A 15,472-nucleotide genomic window follows, 5' to 3' on the forward strand; every position below is an offset into this window, starting at 1 on the left:
CTGACCCTCTTTTTCGGTCAGCCCGGAGTCAGCCCGGGGTCAGCCCGGGGTCAGCCCACCCTATCCGATTTACGTGGCCGTGAAGCGTAGGTAAACAGCACAATCGACACGGTCGCGCAGATAAAGATCGCGCCCACCATCGGCCATGCGCTGTTGAAGGTGATCAGCGACAGCAGTGCGCCAGCCAGCGCCCCCACGCCAAAGCGCAGCGTGCCCGCCAGCGAAGACGCAGTACCGGCCATATGTGGAAACTCTTCCAGGATCACCGCCATTGCATTGGATGACACCATCGCGACGCAGCCGATAAACATCGCCACGCCAAACACCAGCGGCAGAAAGCCGAGGTTCAGCGCGCTAACGATCACCATCCAGACGCCCATGGTGAACTGGATCAGCAGCCCAAGGCGGAACATCACCAGCGGCCCAAAACGGCGCACGCAGCGGCTGTTAAGCAGCGTCATCAGGAACAGAAACACCACGTTAAGCGCAAAGTAATAGCCGAAATCCTGCGGCGAGATGTGGTTCAGTTCGATGTAAACAAACGGACCGGCATTGAGGAACGAGAACAGCCCGGCAAACGAGAAGCCGCTCGCCAGCATGTAGCTGAATACGCGCTTATGGCGGAACAGCGACAGGAAATTACGCAGGGTGGTGCGCAGGTTAAACTTCTGGCGTTTATCGTGCGGTAATGTCTCTTTGATCTGGGTCACCACCATCACGGTGGTGATGACGGCCGCGGCTGAAATGGTCCAGAAAATCGCGTGCCAGCTCCAAATCAGCAGCAGCCAGCCGCCGACAATCGGTGCCAGCAGCGGTGCAATAGTGGTGACCAGCATCACGAAAGACATCATGCGTGAAAACTCCTCTTTCGAGTAGGTGTCACGCATCAGGGCGCTGATCACCACGCTGCCCGCCGCCGCCGACAGGCCATGCATAAAGCGCAGGACGATCAGCTGATCGATGGTCTGCGCCATGGCACAGGCCCCGGCCGCAATCGCAAAGATCAGCGTGCCAACGGCAATCACCGGTTTGCGGCCAAAGCTGTCCGCCAGCGGGCCATATACCAGCTGACCGAGCGCGAAGCCAAGAATATAGGCGTTTAGCGTCATCTGTACGCTGCCCGCAGAGACCGAGAATTCGCGGGCGATTTGCGGCAGCGCCGGAAGATACATATCAATCGACAGCGGCATTAACATCGCCAGCAGTCCGAGGATCACCACCAGACCCACAGAGGAATTCTTATCCTTAGCCACGCACCCACCCTTTAAAAAAAGTCTTAACGCGCCAAACCGACGCTGACAATTTCTTCTTCTGTTAATGGACGGTATTCACCCGGTTCCATATCCGCATCCAGGGCAATCGCGCCGATGCGCTCACGGTGCAGGGCCACCACGTGGTTGCCGACGGCGGCGAACATACGCTTAACCTGGTGGTAGCGCCCTTCGCTAATGGTCAGGCGCACCGTCTGCGGGTCAATCACTTCCAGCGTCGCCGGTTTGGTCAGGGTCTTCTCGTTATGCAGCTGCACGCCGTCGGCAAACTGCCGGGCAGTATCGTCAGAGAGCGGCGATTCCAGCGTCACCAGATAGGTTTTCTCGCAGTGATGGCGTGGAGAGGTAATGCGGTGCGACCATTGACCATCATCGGTCATCAGCACCAGCCCGGTGGTGTCGATATCCAGACGCCCGGCGGCGTGCAGTTTGTAAGCGGTCGGTTCAGCGAGGAAATAGAGCACCGTCGGGTGATCCGGGTCATCCGTTGAGCAGACATAGCCCTGCGGCTTATTCAGCATAAAGTAGCGCGGCCCCACCTGAACGTGCAGCGGGTTGCCGTCATATTCTACTGCGCTTTCCGCGCTGAGTTTAAAGGCACCACTGCGTACCACTTCACCATCAACGGTGATTTTATTGGCGCGAAGTTCGCGTGCGGCGATGGCGCGGCTGACTTCCAGCTGCTGGGAAATAAATTTATCAAGTCGCATTAACTCTGCACTGCCTGTTATTTGGGGTGAAAACGGAAAAATAGGTCTTGAGATGTGGCGTTGGACGCTCATCCAGAATGGAAAAATAGGCTGCGTCTCGCGCATAATTACGAGTCACGGCCTATTATAGCGATAGAAACCCACAAGGCACAGAGGGGATCGTACTCGCAAAGTAATTTCGTGGCATAATATGCCTTTGTTGCTGCTTTACGAGTGTTCATGTCGTTTACCCTACGCCCCTATCAGCAGGAAGCAGTGGATGCCACCATCAGCTACTTCCGCCGCTCCAGCCAGCCCGCCGTCATTGTGCTACCGACCGGTGCCGGAAAAAGCCTGGTGATTGCCGAACTGGCACGCGTGGCGCGCGGACGCGTGCTGGTGCTGGCGCACGTTAAGGAACTGGTGGCGCAGAACCACGCCAAGTATCAGGCCTACGGGCTGGGCGCCGACATTTTCGCCGCCGGGCTGCAGCGCAAAGAGAGCCGCGCCAAAGTGGTGTTTGGCAGCGTGCAGTCGGTGGCACGCAACCTTGAGCTGTTCGATGCCGATTTTTCACTATTGATTGTCGACGAGTGCCACCGCATCAGCGACGCCGAAGATAGCCAGTATCAGCAGATTATCAACCAGCTGCGCCAGCATAATCCGCAGCTGCGCCTGCTCGGGCTTACGGCCACGCCTTACCGTCTGGGGAAAGGCTGGATTTACCAGTTCCACTATCACGGCATGGTGCGCGGCGATGAACGGGCGCTGTTCCGCGACTGCATCTATGAGCTGCCGCTGCGCTACATGATCAAACACGGCTTTCTGGTGCCGCCGGAGCGGCTGGATATGCCGGTGGTGCAGTATGATTTTAGCCGCCTGCAGGCGCAGGAAAACGGCCTGTTTAGCGAAGCCGATCTCAATCGCGAGTTGAAACAGCAGCAGCGCATCACGCCGCATATTATTCAGCAGATTGTCGAGTTTGCCGAACAGCGAGAGGGCGTGATGATCTTCGCCGCCACCGTTGAACACGCGCGTGAGGTGCTCGGCCTGCTGCCCGGCAGTAAGGCGCTGATCAGTGCAGGTACCCCGGCCGCCGAACGCGACGCGCTGATCGCCGCCTTTAAAGCCCGCGAGCTGCGCTACATGGTCAATGTGGCAGTGCTGACCACCGGCTTCGATGCCCCGCACGTGGATCTGATTGCCATTCTGCGCCCGACCGAGTCCGTCAGCCTGTATCAGCAGATCGTCGGGCGCGGCCTGCGCCTCAGCCCCGGTAAAACCGACTGCCTGATCCTCGACTATGCGGGCAATCCTCACGATCTGTTCACCCCGGAAGTGGGCGCACCGAAGGGTAAAAGTGATAACCAGCCGGTGCAGGTGTTCTGCCCCGGCTGCGGCTTTGCCAATACCTTCTGGGGGAAGACCACCGCTGACGGCACCATTATTGAGCATTTTGGCCGCCGCTGTCAGGGCGTGCTGGAGGATGATGACGGCCTGCGTGAGCAGTGCGATTATCGCTTCCGTTTTAAAAACTGCCCGCAGTGCAATGCCGAAAACGATATCGCCGCCCGCCGCTGCCGCGAGTGCGACACCATTCTGGTTGACCCGGATGATATGCTGAAAGCCGCGCTAAAGCTGAAGGATGCGCTGGTGCTGCGCTGTGCCGCAATGGTGCTGGAGAGCGGCAGCGACGAACACGGCGAGTGGCTGAAAGCACGCTATTACGATGAAGATGCTACCGAGGTCAGCGAGCGTTTTCGCCTGAAAACCCCGGCGCAGCGTACCGCCTTTGAGCAGCTGTTCCTGCGCCCGCATCAGCGTGCTCCCGGCGTGCCGCTCGGCTGGAAAACCGCCGCCGATGTGATCGCCCTGCAACCGTTACTGCGCCACCCGGATTTTGTGGTGGCGCGCAAACAGCGCCATTTCTGGCAAATTCGCGAGAAAGTGTTTGATTACCAGGGGCGTTTTCGCCGCGCCAACGAGCTGCGCTGAGTTATTGCATTGCCTGGGGGATGGTATTCGGCTATAATCCCGCCCGCTTTTGCCGGGTTTCACCCGGTCAAAGCTGAACAATCCAGACTGCTGCTGGGTCGCCTGTAGCAGGATTAAAAATTGAAGAGACTTAACAATGTTCACTATTAAAGCAGAAACTCGTAAAGAGCAGGGCAAGGGTGCGAGCCGCCGCCTGCGTACAGCTAACAAATTCCCGGCAATCATTTATGGCGGAAACGAAGCAGCTGTAGCTATCGAACTGGACCACGACTCCGTACTGAACCAGCAGACTAAGCCTGGTTTCTACGAAGAAGTGCTGACTCTGGTTGTAGATGGTAAAGAAACCAAAGTTAAAGTGCAGGCTGTTCAGCGTCACCCGTTCAAGCCAAAACTGCACCACATCGACTTCGTTCGCGCTTAATTGCCCGAGTGAAAATGATGTAAAAGAGACGCCGCATCTGCGGCGTTTTTTTTCGTCTGAATATTGTGGTGATTGGGGGCGGGCCGACCAGAAGGTTCGGCCCCTGAGCCCCTATCAATCACTTCTCGGTAACCCCCCCGGAGCTCAGCCTGAGCCAACAGGAGCTGCAAAAGACGCTCTCTGCGGGCCTCGGCATTCGGCATCCCTCCTGATACCTGGCACCTGTCATCCCGCGATGATATTCAGATCAATTTTTGTGGGGCTACTTCATGAAAGGTTCATCACATCACTACATTTCATGCATATGAAAAACTGTTAACAATCATTCATTAACTAAGGTTTAGCTAAAATATTTTACGCCAGTAGGTTCAATATAATCCTGTAAAGACATCCCCCAATCTCATCCTGGATGAGGATTATCAAATGAAGCTTAAAGTAGGATAAAATATTTTTCTCAGCACGGTTGAACCAGAATATATCCCTTCAGGTCTTGTAAAGTAGCTTTTGTATCGTTTTATAAGGATACCAACCAAACCTCACCCTGGAGAGGATTTATCAAATGAAGCTAAATGAAGATCAAAATATTCTTCTCAGCACGAAAGAATCAGAATATATTCGTTCAGTTCTTGAAAATATTGCTTACGACCCATCGGGTTCAGATTTGTATCTAAACGAAATCCGTAAGGTGGCTTATGCGACATTTCCTGAACGTGTAATAACAGCAATCAATCGAATTAAAAGCTTTTCATCTAGCGCTCTCGGTTACTTACAAATTGATAATCTTCCAATAGACAAGGGTGTCACTGGAAGCCCCCGCCACAGAGAAACCGGCAATGCATTCAAAAATGGCGTATTAAGCGAAAATGTGCTGGTGACGATGGGTGTACTTACTGGTGAACCATATTCTATTGCTCATGAAGGTCATGAGCTGGTAAATAATCTTACACCACATAAAGAGGCCGCAAAAGAATTTACCGGTCTTGGATCTGAAGTTGAGCTTGATTTCCATATCGAAAATGCCGCACAAGCGTATATGCCAGAAGGTGACACCTCACCTCTTGCTCTTATATTACTTGGCGTACGTGGTGAACTTCACGGGGGCCCACAGACCCGTATTTCAGACTGCCGCCGGGCGTTAGAAAAACTTTCTGAGGAAGATATAAAACATCTTTATGGCAAAAATTTTATTATTCGCGTGCCCTACCGTTGGCGTGGCGCTTCTGCTGAACCACGCGATAATACGGATTTAAGCCCAATTCTTTCAGGCCCTATCTCTGCTCCACGTGTCACCGTGGCTTTCTACCCTGATATGGTGCTTGCAGTTAATCAAAGCGCCAAACAGGCTCTTGAAAACCTTTATCAGGCGGTACGTGAAGTCTCATTTGGCATTCAGATAAACCCTGGCAGACTGATACTCATCAATAACAGTTTCACTTTGCATTCCCGTGATAGTTTTAAACCCAATTTTGATGAAAATGATCGTGCACTTCGCTGGGTCCAGAGAGTTTTCGTTGCCCGAAACCTGTGGAACTTCAGAGAGTTCACTGCTGTAGAAGATCGCGTATTTGACCCCACAAACAAAATAGCAGCGTCTGAAAAGACAAATCTTAAAACTGCATCATCAGCAGCGTAAAGCCTTTACGACACCGCTAACGCCAAAAAGGAATGTTAATGAAACCAGCCAGTCGGACATCCCTCAAGCGCTACATTCCGGGTGGCGCCGGTAATATAACGGGAACCTTACTTGCAACCAGCTTCGGTTTCATTGTCGTCCAACTGGATGTCACAATAGTGAATGTTGCACTTCCGGAAATTGGCAGCAGCTTACGGACAGGTGTATCAGGGCTTCAGTGGGTGGTTGACGCTTATACCCTTTCATTTGCTGCCCTGCTGCTTACAGCCGGATCTGCCGGAGACCGGTTTGGAAGCCGCAATGTTTTTAATGCCGGTCTTTTACTATTCTGTATGGCCTCCCTGACATGTGCGCTTGCACAGTCGGTCGACCTACTTATCGCTGCTCGCTGCCTTCAGGGGGCCGGCGCGGCGCTTATACTTCCAACCTCTTTAGCGCTACTTTCACACGCGTGCGCAGAAGATTCAGCAGCGAGAAGCCATGCAATCGGATGGTGGAGTGCTATCGGGGGAGGTGTAAGCGCCATGGGACCGGTCGCAGGGGGGCTTCTCATAACAGGTTTTGGATGGCGCGCCATCTTCCTGGTAAATCTTCCCGTATGTTTATTAAGCATGTGGGCAACCCACCGGTTTGTGGCTGAAACACAGGCAACTAAAAGTGAAAGCTTCGATACCCCCGGCCAGATTCTGGCAATTTTATTTCTGTTTTTACTCACCTACTCCGTTATTGAAGCCGGGGCAAAAGGATGGTTTTCCACGGCAATATGGACTGGTTTTATCCTGGCACTAACCACTGCATTATTGTTTCTGGCCAGGGAATCACGGGCTGAAAACCCAATGTTACCGCTCACTTTATTTCGCAGCCCTGTACTGACAATTTCAGTTATTTTAGGACTACTTTCAAACCTGAGTTTTTATGCCCTGATATTTATTCTGAGTATTTTTTTTCAAAGTGTAAAAGGATATACGCCGACTGAGGCAGGGCTGGCTTTATTACCTTTTACCGTGATTATAATTGCCAATGTAGCAAGCAGTCGGCTTGCCAGACACTTCACACCCCGCATGACAGTTATTGGCGGGGGAGTTTTATCAGTTCTCAGCTTCCTGCTTTTACACGGTCTGGAGCAGAATACGCCTTATTATTCTATCATGCTGTGCATGATGTTACTGGCGATAGGCTCTGGAATAAGCACGCCTGCTCTCACATCAGCCATTTTGAGCAATGTCCCTGCAACCCGCTCTGCAACCGCATCGGCCATCTTCAATGCGTCACGTCAGGTAGGGAGTGCGCTGGGCGTGGTGCTGTTAGGAGCCATGATGAGAGGTACAATTGATAATATGACAGAGGGTGCCAGTCTCGCCTTTGATATTTCAGCAGTACTAAGGATGGCCGGAGTCATTTTGGCCATATTGTTTCTGTAAAGAAATTATTTCGAAGAGGAAAGGCAATATGATGAGGCTTGTAATTATTGGCATCAGAAAAACAGGAACTAGCCTTGCACTGGTTAATGCAGCGCTAAGCAGGGGGATTGACGTAACGATAATAAGCAACCCCGAGGACAGAATAGACGGAGTTTTTTCTTCATGCGTCGTAATAAAGTACATGATCTCAGATGTCAGTTTCATCATCAACTGGATTAAAGAAAATTATCCTACTCCTCAATCCACTCTGAGAATCACAACATTAAACGATGTGTACGCATGTATTACAGCCCAGGTAAGCTCGGCGCTTAATCTTCCAGGGCCAGACGTCTTCTGCGTCTCCCGTGCAGTGTCAAAAAATCAACAAAAGAAAATACTTGTCGCCAAAAAAATCCCTACTCCCGAATTCAGGGAATTCAACCTTTCAAATATTGAAAAAAAGGAAGCAATGCTCGGCCAACTTGAATTTCCGATAGTTATAAAACCCTCAGAAGGGACTGCCAGTAATGGTGTAAAAAGATGCACTCTTTATTCTGAAGTCTTCAGCCATCTTGATTTTCTTGCCGATCAGAAAAAATTAAGGCCCGACTTGATTCCCAGCGATATTGTTCTATTGGAAAAATATTTACCGGGAACAGAATACTGCGTTGAATATTTTGACGGGAATTATGTAGGAGCCATACGCAAATCTAAACGTTTCGGCAATGATTTTTTTGAACGCGGCTACACATCAGAACTTGATATGGATGAAAAAGCCCTACGCAATCTCATCGAAACAGGTTCTCGAGCAGTCGAAGCAGCAGGGTTGAATTGGGGTCCGGTTCACATTGACTGCATTGTTAATGATGGTCTCGCCGGCATTATTGAATTGAACCCCAGAATTGCAGGCAGTTTTATCTGTGATATTATACACGATGCTTATAGCTTCGATATGGTTGATCACCTTCTTAATAAACTTCAGGAAAAAGACGTTACTGTCCCCGTAAAATTTCTTCCCGACGCCTATGCCTGCGTTATTTTTTTTCTAGAAAGCGATCCGCTGCCCTGGAAGTTTGCTGAAAGTGGAGAATTGAAGAATGACATTATACACATCACCTATGGCCCACAGCACCTGAGGAACCGCAGTCGCAGGGCATACGTTTATATAAGAAATTTAATGCGAAATAAACAACTCGAGAATGATTAAATGAAATTAATAAGTACTGTAGCCATTGTGGATGGTGCATCAACCAGCGCTTATCTGGCGCCTGCTTTTCGTTCTTATGGCATTAAATGTGTGCACGTACTCAGCAGTGAGTCACTGCCAGATAGGCTTAAAGTGCAAATCATTCATTCAGACTATATACGTAGTGTCGTTTACCAGGGCGACATTAATGTTCTGGCTAATATGCTGAAAGATTTGCAAATCGATGTGGTTTTACCAGGCGGGGGGAGTGGCATTGAGCTTGCCTCCGAACTCGCTGATACGCTTGACGTCCCCTATAAAAACCCCGGCCATCTGGCAAAAGCCCGCCGTCATAAATATGAACAGATTGAAATTTTGCACCGTAGCGGTTTACTCACGCCAAAACAGTATCAGTCAGATCAGGTTGCTGGGATTATGAGATGGACACGTACTCATCTGATCCTGCCGGTAGTGGTGAAACCTACACGCGGAGCAGGTGTAAGCGGAGTAAAGGTATGCCACACCCTTTCTCAGGTCCGGGAGGCTTCTGAAAGCATTCTCAACTCTAAATCTTATTATAATGAAGATCAGAATGAAATTCTGGTTCAATCCTGTACAGAAGGTCAGGAATTTATTGTTGACATCGTATCTTTTAAGGGAATTCACAAAGTTGTCAGCGTATGGCAAGTTGATCGCGACCGCCGCGAGTCGCCACGGCTTGAAAAAATGATGGTGGTTGATCATACGCAACAGAGTTACTCACAGCTTATTGATTACGCTAAAAAGGTTTTGAATGTGGTGGGGCTAAATTATGGCCCATCACACATGGAAGTTATGTTAACCAGTGAAGGCCCGGTCATCGTTGAGCTGAATTCCCGCCTCCATGGAAGCCTCGACCCTTTATTGACCACAGCCGTTACGGGCGAAAACCATGTTTCCGCTACAGTAAACGCCTTTGTTAATACGTCACATTTTATCGACAGCATCAGTCAGGACCCCGTATTCAGCGGCTTCTGCGGTCATATACTGTTGGTTTCGCCAGTCTCAGATCGTGAATTCAGGGACTTTCCGTGGGACAGAATTGAAAACCTCCCGTCTTTTGTCAGTGTAAAGCGCTGGGTGAAGCCCGGTGACATACTGCAGGTCACTACAGGCTTACAGACAGCCATCGGTATGGTCGGATTGTTTTATAAGAAATTCGAACAATTGGATACGGACTGGAAAGAAATCAGGAAAATTGAAAAAGATTACTTTTCACTACCTCATATGCCTGCCGAGCCAGCATAGGTTGAGATTAAGCATCTTGGACGAACTTCCGAAAACTTCTACCTACTGGAATTTCTTCAGTAATAAGGTCGGCCCCTGAGGTATCCCCATAAAAATTGATCTGAATATTATCGCGGGATGACAGCTGTCGGTTTGAGGAGGAAGGCTGCTTTCGACATAGCCTCATCGTCGTAGTTGTAAACCCACAGCGAGCATAATGATAGCGGGAGCTGAGCTCAGCCTGAGGTAAGCCGGACGTCACGCGGCAGGGATGCCGCGTGACGAGGCCCGCAGGGAGCGTCTTTTGCCGTTCCGGCGTGCTCAGGCTGAGCTCAGACCGGTTAGCAGGCGTATAGCGAGGGGGGCATTTCAGAGGATACCTTCGCGGTCGGCCTCTAAAAAGAGTGGTAGCGTCGACCCGTTATGGCCCCCCTCTTCCCTGCGGCTACTTCCCGCTGGTGCGGCGCTGCAGCTGGTCGCGCAGGTTCGGTGGCGTGCCTTTGATGGTCAGAGTGTCCGTCACCGGGTCCCAGAAAATACGCTCGCCTAACAGCATCGCATCGAAGTTGATGGTTAAGCCGCCGCCGCTGCCGGCAAACTTGGTTAACTGACGCAGCGTGCTGCGGTCGGCGGGGAAGCTCTCTTCCAGCTCGTAGCCCTGCTCCTGGGTAAATGCCTGGAAGGTTTTCTCCCCCAGCGGCGCCAGCTCGTTCGACAACCCGGCCAGTTCAATCTCTTCACCGGACTTCAGCTGCTCGTTGCAGTAGGCCGAGACCTGCTGACGATAATTCTGACGCTCGTTTTTATCCAGGCTCGCCTCTTCGCAGTAATCATCCACTGCCTGCAACAGGCCGCGGTTCTGCGCTTTGGTGTCCAGCCCGACGCTAGCACCGAGGAAATCCATAAAGAAATCGGAGACTTTACGCCCTACCCGCCCGCGCAGGAAGGTGAGATAGCGCGTCGATTCCGGGTTGGTTTCCCACTCGGTCAGATCGATACGCGCGACAATATCCGCGTGGTTGATATCCAGATAGTGCGTACTGCTGATATCCAGCTCTTCATTAACGCGCATGCTGTTCTGGCTGCTGAGCACCGCAATCAGCAGGTACTCAACCGCCAGATAGCGGTAATGGCCAAACAGCACAATGCCGCCTTCCGCAAACGGATACTTGCCCAACTCATCGCGCAGGCGTGCGCTGGCCGCGCGGCTGAACGCCAGGAAGTCATTCTCACCCTTGCGGCAGTTACGCAGCGCATCGGCCAGCTCGCTCTCTTCATTGAACAGGCCGTAGGCTTTGCTCTTGGCGCTGTAAACACGATGCAGCTCTTCCATCATCGCCGTCACGGTCGCATTGGACGGCAGCAGGGAATCGCGCAGGACCAGCTCAAGCGTTTGTTCGTCACGTTTGATCATCTGGTGAAGGGCAATCTGGTCGATATCCAGACTCATGGTAAACTCTCCTTTAAGCACAGGCGCGTATTCAATCACTGTGCGCCTTTACGATCAACTGCAACAAGTTTACGCGGATGATTACGATAAAAATGCAGAAAAAAATGCGCTCTTACGGTAAGATAGCGCCTTTTAAATCTCAGTAAAATTGACCTCATGGCCCAATCATCTCGCTACAGTAACGAACGCGTGGAACGCATCCTCGCAGAAATGGTGCAGGTTCTGGAACAAAACCAGGCCCCAACCGATCTTTCCCTGATGGTTCTGGGAAATATGGTGACCAATCTACTTAATACCAGCGTGGCACCTGCGCAGCGCCAGCATATGGCTCGTTCGTTTGCCGAAGCCCTGCAGGCTTCCGTGATCAACAACGACAAAGCCCACTAAAGAGACGCCCCGATCCCGCTATGGTAACAAATCGACAGCGCTACCGAGAAAAAGTCTCCCAGATGATTAGCTGGGGGCACTGGTTCGCCCTGTTTAACATCATTTTTGCCTTTATTCTCGGCAGCCGTTACCTGTTTGTCTCCGACTGGCCAGCCTCGCTGGCCGGACGTATCTACTCTTTCAGCAGCTGGATTGGTCACTTCAGCTTTATTGTCTTTGCCGCCTATCTGCTGATTGTTTTCCCGCTCACCTTTATGGTGATGTCGCAACGCCTGCTGCGTTTCCTGTCGGCGATTATTGCCACCGCCGGGCTGACGCTGATCCTCATCGACAGCGCGGTGTTCGCCCGCTTCCACCTGCACCTGAATCCGGTGGTTTGGGAACTGGTCGTTAACCCCGACCAGAGTGAGATGGCGCGCGACTGGCAGCTGATGTTTATCAGCGTGCCGGCGATTTTCCTCGTTGAGATGCTATTCGCGACGTGGAGCTGGCAGAAATTGCGCAGCCTCAACCGGCGCAGCTTTGGTAAACCGCTGGCCGGGCTGTTTATCACCGCGTTTTTTACCAGCCATCTGATGTATATCTGGGCAGATGCTAACTTCTATCGCCCGATCACCATGCAGCGCTCTAACCTGCCGCTCTCCTATCCAATGACCGCGCGTCGCTTCCTGGAAAAACACGGGCTGCTGGATGCGCAGGAGTACCAGCGCCGTCTGGTCCAGCAGGGCAATCCAGAAGCGGTATCGGTGGCTTACCCGCTTAACGACATCACCTTCAGCGATAAAGGCACGCGTAATAATCTGCTGGTGATCACCGTTGATGCCCTGAATGAAGCCTCAATGGCGAAATCGCTGCCCAATCTGATGCGCTTCGCCGACGACAACGTGCGCTTCAGCCAGCACTTCAGCTCCGGCAGCTCAGAAGACAGCGGTCTTTTCGGCCTGTTCTACGGTATCTCACCAAGCTATATGGACGGTGTGCTGTCGTCGCGCGTGCCGTCAACGCTGATCAATGCGCTAAGCCAGCAGGGTTACCAGTTTGGCCTGTTTGCCAGCGACGGCTTTAATTCGCCGCTGTATCGTCAGGCGTTGCTGTCCGACTTCTCACTGCCGAGCGCGCAAAATCAGTCCAACGCGGATACCACCAGCCAGTGGCAGCGCTGGCTGGACAGCCATAAAAATGAGAGCAGCCCGTGGTTCTCCTATATTTCCCTGTCGACGGCAGATGACAGCAACAGTGCGGATAAAACTACGCTGCGCCGCTACAACCGCGCAGCCGGTAACGCGGATAAACAGATTCAGAACGTGCTGACCACGCTCGATCAGAAAGGTCTGCTGGCGAATACCGTGGTGGTGATCACCGCCCAGCACGGCGTAGTGCTGGATGGCGAAGCCGTAGCGGGGAATCGTGAAATGCTGCAGGTGCCGCTGGTAGTACACTGGCCAAACACGCCGGCGCAAACCGTGAATAAACTCACCGATCATCAGGACATCATGACCACCCTGATGCAGCGGCTGCTGCACGTCAGCACCCCTGCGGTGGATTACTCGCAGGGCGAGGATCTGTTTGCCGCTCAGCGACGTCATAACTGGGTTGCCAGCAGCACCAACCATCAGCTGCTGATCACCACCCCACAGGAGACGCTGGCGCTGGATAATAACGGCAGCTATGCCGCATGGGATAGTCAGGGCAATAGTCTGAAAGACCATAAGCCGCAGCTGGCACTGCTATTACAGGTGTTGACCGACGAGAAGCGCTTTATCGCCAATTAACTGCACAAATCCTGCGCAGTCAAGATGTTAGCCGCTTGCAATCGAAGTGAAGTTGAGTAATATAACGTCATCTGTCGGCGCGTAGCGCAGCCTGGTAGCGCATCGTCATGGGGTGGCGAGGGTCGAGAGTTCAAATCTCTCCGTGCCGACCAAAATACTCCAGTTGAAAAGGAGCTAATCTTACGATTAGCTCCTTTTTTGTTTCAGGGCTACTGCCCGCAGTGCTTGCCACTGCCCGGCTGTATTTTACCTGTCTGCTGACGCTGACGGCGAGCCGGCGGGGTTCCCTGGGGATGCAGACAGGACTGGCAGCGGGTCACCGGTCCGAATCGCAGCCTGGCCACTCTTAATGCATCGCTTGCGGAGAAAAAACTGCCGAGAAACTCGCGCTGCTGCACGGGAGGAAGGTGGCGACAGCCCTTAATATGGACGCCGTACAGGCCATTTTGCTGTGGTAGTTTATTAATATAATAAAAAGTAAACATCTACAGACCCTTATCGTTTTGTTGTTTTTATAACCTTATTAACATTAGCTCGAAGCGGCGAAATTGATGTTAAGACTGGCGTCTTTCATCGATTTTCAGAATTTCCTGCCCGGAAAAGGCTAAAAAGTGTAGTTAACGCGGCGAAAAAGGGGAGGAAAAAAGGCGCTTCTTTACAGTTTTTTTTCACTGTAGCTAAAGTTTTCACTGGTCGTAAAATTGTGGCGATCTTCTCAATTTTCAACCCTGCAACAAAACTGTCACAGTAATATCATAGGCTGTCGCTACACTTTCCCGGCAATCCGTAAACAGGATCAAACCCATGGCGACGATCAAAGCAAAAAACCTTAAAGATGCAGAAGAAATGCTGTACTCCGGGATTAGCAAAGTAGAACTGGCTTACGACATCGGCAGCGATGATTTCTTTCGCCTGGCCAGCCAGTGGTGTGACCGCGGCGCTAAAATCTCCAAGGGTGACGATCACTTCGTCGTCTCTCTGAAAAGCATGGCGATACCGCCAAATCACTGATGCGTTAAAGTAGCTTTTGATATCCGGCCATTAACCTGTTTAAATATTTTTTTCTTTTTTAAACAGGTTAGTGGCTATGTCTGCCCTAAGCACCCCACTGTTCAGTAACTACACCCTGCGCCCCCTCGACGACTATCCGGCTATTTTGCTACTTGATGTGCATTTCGACGCCAGCCAGTTTGCGGAATCCCTGTTCAGCACCTTGAACATCACCCCACCCGCGCATCTCATTCGCGCCGTGAAAAAGCGCCGCGCTGAATATCTGGTCAGCCGCTACTGCATTCAGCAGGCGATGCAGACGTTGGGGATTGAGGGTTTTGTGCTGCGTAACGGGGAAGATCGCGCGCCAGTCTGGCCTGAGGGAATCGGTGGGTCGCTGTCCCATACGCAGCATCGGGTATGCGCGCTGCTGACGCGGGAGCGCGGACTGCTGCTGGGGGTGGATTGCGAACGCCTGATGACGGCGGAAACCGCCGCCGAAACCCAGCATATGTTAATCAACGCGGCAGAAAAGCGCATGCTGGAGCAGTGCAGCCTGCCATTTAACCTGGCTCTGACGGTGGTGTTCTCGCTAAAGGAGAGCCTGTATAAAGCGCTCTATCCGCAGCTGTTGCAGTTTATGGATTTCAGCGCGGCGCAAGTGGTGGCCTGCAGTGACGATCTGCAACAGCTTACGCTGCGGCTGACGCACACTTTTTCAACAGAGATGGTGGCCGGGCGGGAGTTTACTGGCAGAGCGCAGGTGCAGCCCGACGAGGTGTTAACCTGGGTCGTCGGGCAGCAGTGATAAGCTTGCGTTAGCGGTTTTCATCCTGTCCACGCGGCTCCGGCGTGGTCAGCTCATAGAGATCGACACCGTACAGTTCGATCATCGGTATCATCGCCTCGACCACGCGACAGCTGTCAAAGGTTGCCATACCAGAGGGGCCTTCAAAATAACGCGTAAAGTGCTGCCAGAACCCTTTCATACTCTGTTCTCCTCTGCTCAGTG

General features: G+C 52.1%; 14 protein-coding genes and 1 tRNA gene. 11 read left to right on the forward strand and 4 right to left on the reverse strand.

The features are described from left to right. Nucleotides 1-50 precede the first annotated feature (50 nt). Nucleotides 51-1,253, reverse strand: coding sequence for a Bcr/CflA family multidrug efflux MFS transporter (locus ID864_RS08280; RefSeq protein ID WP_048915502.1), 1,203 nt, complete (start codon nucleotides 1,251-1,253; stop codon nucleotides 51-53). 23 nt (nucleotides 1,254-1,276) lie between these two features. Continuing rightward, nucleotides 1,277-1,981 (reverse strand): 16S rRNA pseudouridine(516) synthase RsuA, encoded by a 705-nt coding sequence (rsuA, locus tag ID864_RS08285; protein ID WP_048915501.1) that lies wholly within the window; start codon nucleotides 1,979-1,981, stop codon nucleotides 1,277-1,279. A 219-nt stretch (nucleotides 1,982-2,200) separates the two neighbouring features. Here rsuA and ID864_RS08290 point away from each other — a divergent pair, with 219 nt between their 5' ends. The 6 genes from ID864_RS08290 (at nucleotide 2,201) to ID864_RS08315 (ending at nucleotide 9,882) form a co-directional block, all read left to right on the forward strand. Continuing rightward, complete coding sequence (locus ID864_RS08290) at nucleotides 2,201-3,955, forward strand: DEAD/DEAH box helicase (RefSeq protein WP_191149707.1); 1,755 nt, start codon at nucleotides 2,201-2,203, stop codon at nucleotides 3,953-3,955. 136 nt (nucleotides 3,956-4,091) lie between these two features. Further along, nucleotides 4,092-4,376, forward strand: coding sequence for a 50S ribosomal protein L25 (gene rplY, locus ID864_RS08295; RefSeq protein WP_048915499.1), 285 nt, complete (start codon nucleotides 4,092-4,094; stop codon nucleotides 4,374-4,376). 559 nt (nucleotides 4,377-4,935) lie between these two features. After that, on the forward strand, nucleotides 4,936-6,009 hold the full coding sequence (locus ID864_RS08300; RefSeq protein ID WP_191149708.1) for a TauD/TfdA family dioxygenase: 1,074 nt from the start codon (nucleotides 4,936-4,938) through the stop codon (nucleotides 6,007-6,009). Nucleotides 6,010-6,047: 38 nt separating this feature from the next. Beyond that, on the forward strand, nucleotides 6,048-7,430 hold the full coding sequence (locus tag ID864_RS08305) for an MFS transporter (protein ID WP_191149709.1): 1,383 nt from the start codon (nucleotides 6,048-6,050) through the stop codon (nucleotides 7,428-7,430). 28 nt (nucleotides 7,431-7,458) lie between these two features. Next, on the forward strand, nucleotides 7,459-8,616 hold the full coding sequence (locus ID864_RS08310; protein WP_191149710.1) for an ATP-grasp domain-containing protein: 1,158 nt from the start codon (nucleotides 7,459-7,461) through the stop codon (nucleotides 8,614-8,616). After that, nucleotides 8,617-9,882, forward strand: a complete 1,266-nt coding sequence (locus ID864_RS08315; RefSeq protein ID WP_191149711.1) for an ATP-grasp domain-containing protein — start codon at nucleotides 8,617-8,619, stop codon at nucleotides 9,880-9,882. A 424-nt stretch (nucleotides 9,883-10,306) separates the two neighbouring features. On the opposite strand, the gene yejK is transcribed toward ID864_RS08315, so the two are convergent. After that, nucleotides 10,307-11,311, reverse strand: coding sequence for a nucleoid-associated protein YejK (gene yejK / locus ID864_RS08320; protein WP_048915495.1), 1,005 nt, complete (start codon nucleotides 11,309-11,311; stop codon nucleotides 10,307-10,309). A 156-nt stretch (nucleotides 11,312-11,467) separates the two neighbouring features. On the opposite strand from yejK, the gene ID864_RS08325 reads away from it, so the two are divergent. The 5 genes from ID864_RS08325 (at nucleotide 11,468) to ID864_RS08345 (ending at nucleotide 15,268) form a co-directional block, all read left to right on the forward strand. After that, on the forward strand, nucleotides 11,468-11,698 hold the full coding sequence (locus ID864_RS08325; protein ID WP_048915494.1) for a YejL family protein: 231 nt from the start codon (nucleotides 11,468-11,470) through the stop codon (nucleotides 11,696-11,698). 20 nt (nucleotides 11,699-11,718) lie between these two features. Next, nucleotides 11,719-13,470, forward strand: coding sequence for an LPS biosynthesis-modulating metalloenzyme YejM (gene yejM / locus ID864_RS08330; protein ID WP_191149712.1), 1,752 nt, complete (start codon nucleotides 11,719-11,721; stop codon nucleotides 13,468-13,470). A gap of 75 nt (nucleotides 13,471-13,545) precedes the next feature. Next, a tRNA-Pro gene (locus tag ID864_RS08335) sits at nucleotides 13,546-13,622 on the forward strand. A 652-nt stretch (nucleotides 13,623-14,274) separates the two neighbouring features. Beyond that, nucleotides 14,275-14,481 carry a hypothetical protein gene (locus tag ID864_RS08340; RefSeq protein ID WP_048915491.1) on the forward strand — a complete coding sequence of 69 codons (207 nt, stop codon included), beginning with the start codon at nucleotides 14,275-14,277 and terminating at the stop codon, nucleotides 14,479-14,481. A gap of 76 nt (nucleotides 14,482-14,557) precedes the next feature. Further along, the gene (locus tag ID864_RS08345; RefSeq protein ID WP_048915490.1) at nucleotides 14,558-15,268 is read left to right on the forward strand and encodes a 4'-phosphopantetheinyl transferase family protein; all 711 of its coding nucleotides are present in this window, start codon (nucleotides 14,558-14,560) and stop codon (nucleotides 15,266-15,268) included. 10 nt (nucleotides 15,269-15,278) lie between these two features. Here the strand turns inward: ID864_RS08345 and ID864_RS08350 are convergent, their stop codons facing one another. Beyond that, a complete protein-coding gene (locus ID864_RS08350; RefSeq protein ID WP_166643171.1) occupies nucleotides 15,279-15,449 on the reverse strand; it encodes a hypothetical protein in 171 nt (56 codons plus the stop codon). Nucleotides 15,450-15,472 lie beyond the last annotated feature (23 nt).

It is taken from the genome of Erwinia aphidicola (genome assembly GCF_014773485.1).
GTDB lineage: Bacteria > Pseudomonadota > Gammaproteobacteria > Enterobacterales > Enterobacteriaceae > Erwinia > Erwinia aphidicola.

What these genes read in the sequence shown, in the direction of transcription:
- rsuA (WP_048915501.1), bottom strand. Translation starts at nt 1,981, where the DNA reads ATGCGACTTGATAAATTTATTTCCCAGCAGCTGGAAGTCAGCCGCGCC.
- ID864_RS08290 (WP_191149707.1), top strand. Translation starts at nt 2,201, where the DNA reads ATGTCGTTTACCCTACGCCCCTATCAGCAGGAAGCAGTGGATGCCACC.
- rplY (WP_048915499.1), top strand. Translation starts at nt 4,092, where the DNA reads ATGTTCACTATTAAAGCAGAAACTCGTAAAGAGCAGGGCAAGGGTGCG.
- ID864_RS08300 (WP_191149708.1), top strand. Translation starts at nt 4,936, where the DNA reads ATGAAGCTAAATGAAGATCAAAATATTCTTCTCAGCACGAAAGAATCA.
- ID864_RS08305 (WP_191149709.1), top strand. Translation starts at nt 6,048, where the DNA reads ATGAAACCAGCCAGTCGGACATCCCTCAAGCGCTACATTCCGGGTGGC.
- ID864_RS08310 (WP_191149710.1), top strand. Translation starts at nt 7,459, where the DNA reads ATGATGAGGCTTGTAATTATTGGCATCAGAAAAACAGGAACTAGCCTT.
- ID864_RS08315 (WP_191149711.1), top strand. Translation starts at nt 8,617, where the DNA reads ATGAAATTAATAAGTACTGTAGCCATTGTGGATGGTGCATCAACCAGC.
- yejK (WP_048915495.1), bottom strand. Translation starts at nt 11,311, where the DNA reads ATGAGTCTGGATATCGACCAGATTGCCCTTCACCAGATGATCAAACGT.
- ID864_RS08325 (WP_048915494.1), top strand. Translation starts at nt 11,468, where the DNA reads ATGGCCCAATCATCTCGCTACAGTAACGAACGCGTGGAACGCATCCTC.
- yejM (WP_191149712.1), top strand. Translation starts at nt 11,719, where the DNA reads ATGGTAACAAATCGACAGCGCTACCGAGAAAAAGTCTCCCAGATGATT.
- ID864_RS08340 (WP_048915491.1), top strand. Translation starts at nt 14,275, where the DNA reads ATGGCGACGATCAAAGCAAAAAACCTTAAAGATGCAGAAGAAATGCTG.
- ID864_RS08345 (WP_048915490.1), top strand. Translation starts at nt 14,558, where the DNA reads ATGTCTGCCCTAAGCACCCCACTGTTCAGTAACTACACCCTGCGCCCC.
- ID864_RS08350 (WP_166643171.1), bottom strand. Translation starts at nt 15,449, where the DNA reads ATGAAAGGGTTCTGGCAGCACTTTACGCGTTATTTTGAAGGCCCCTCT.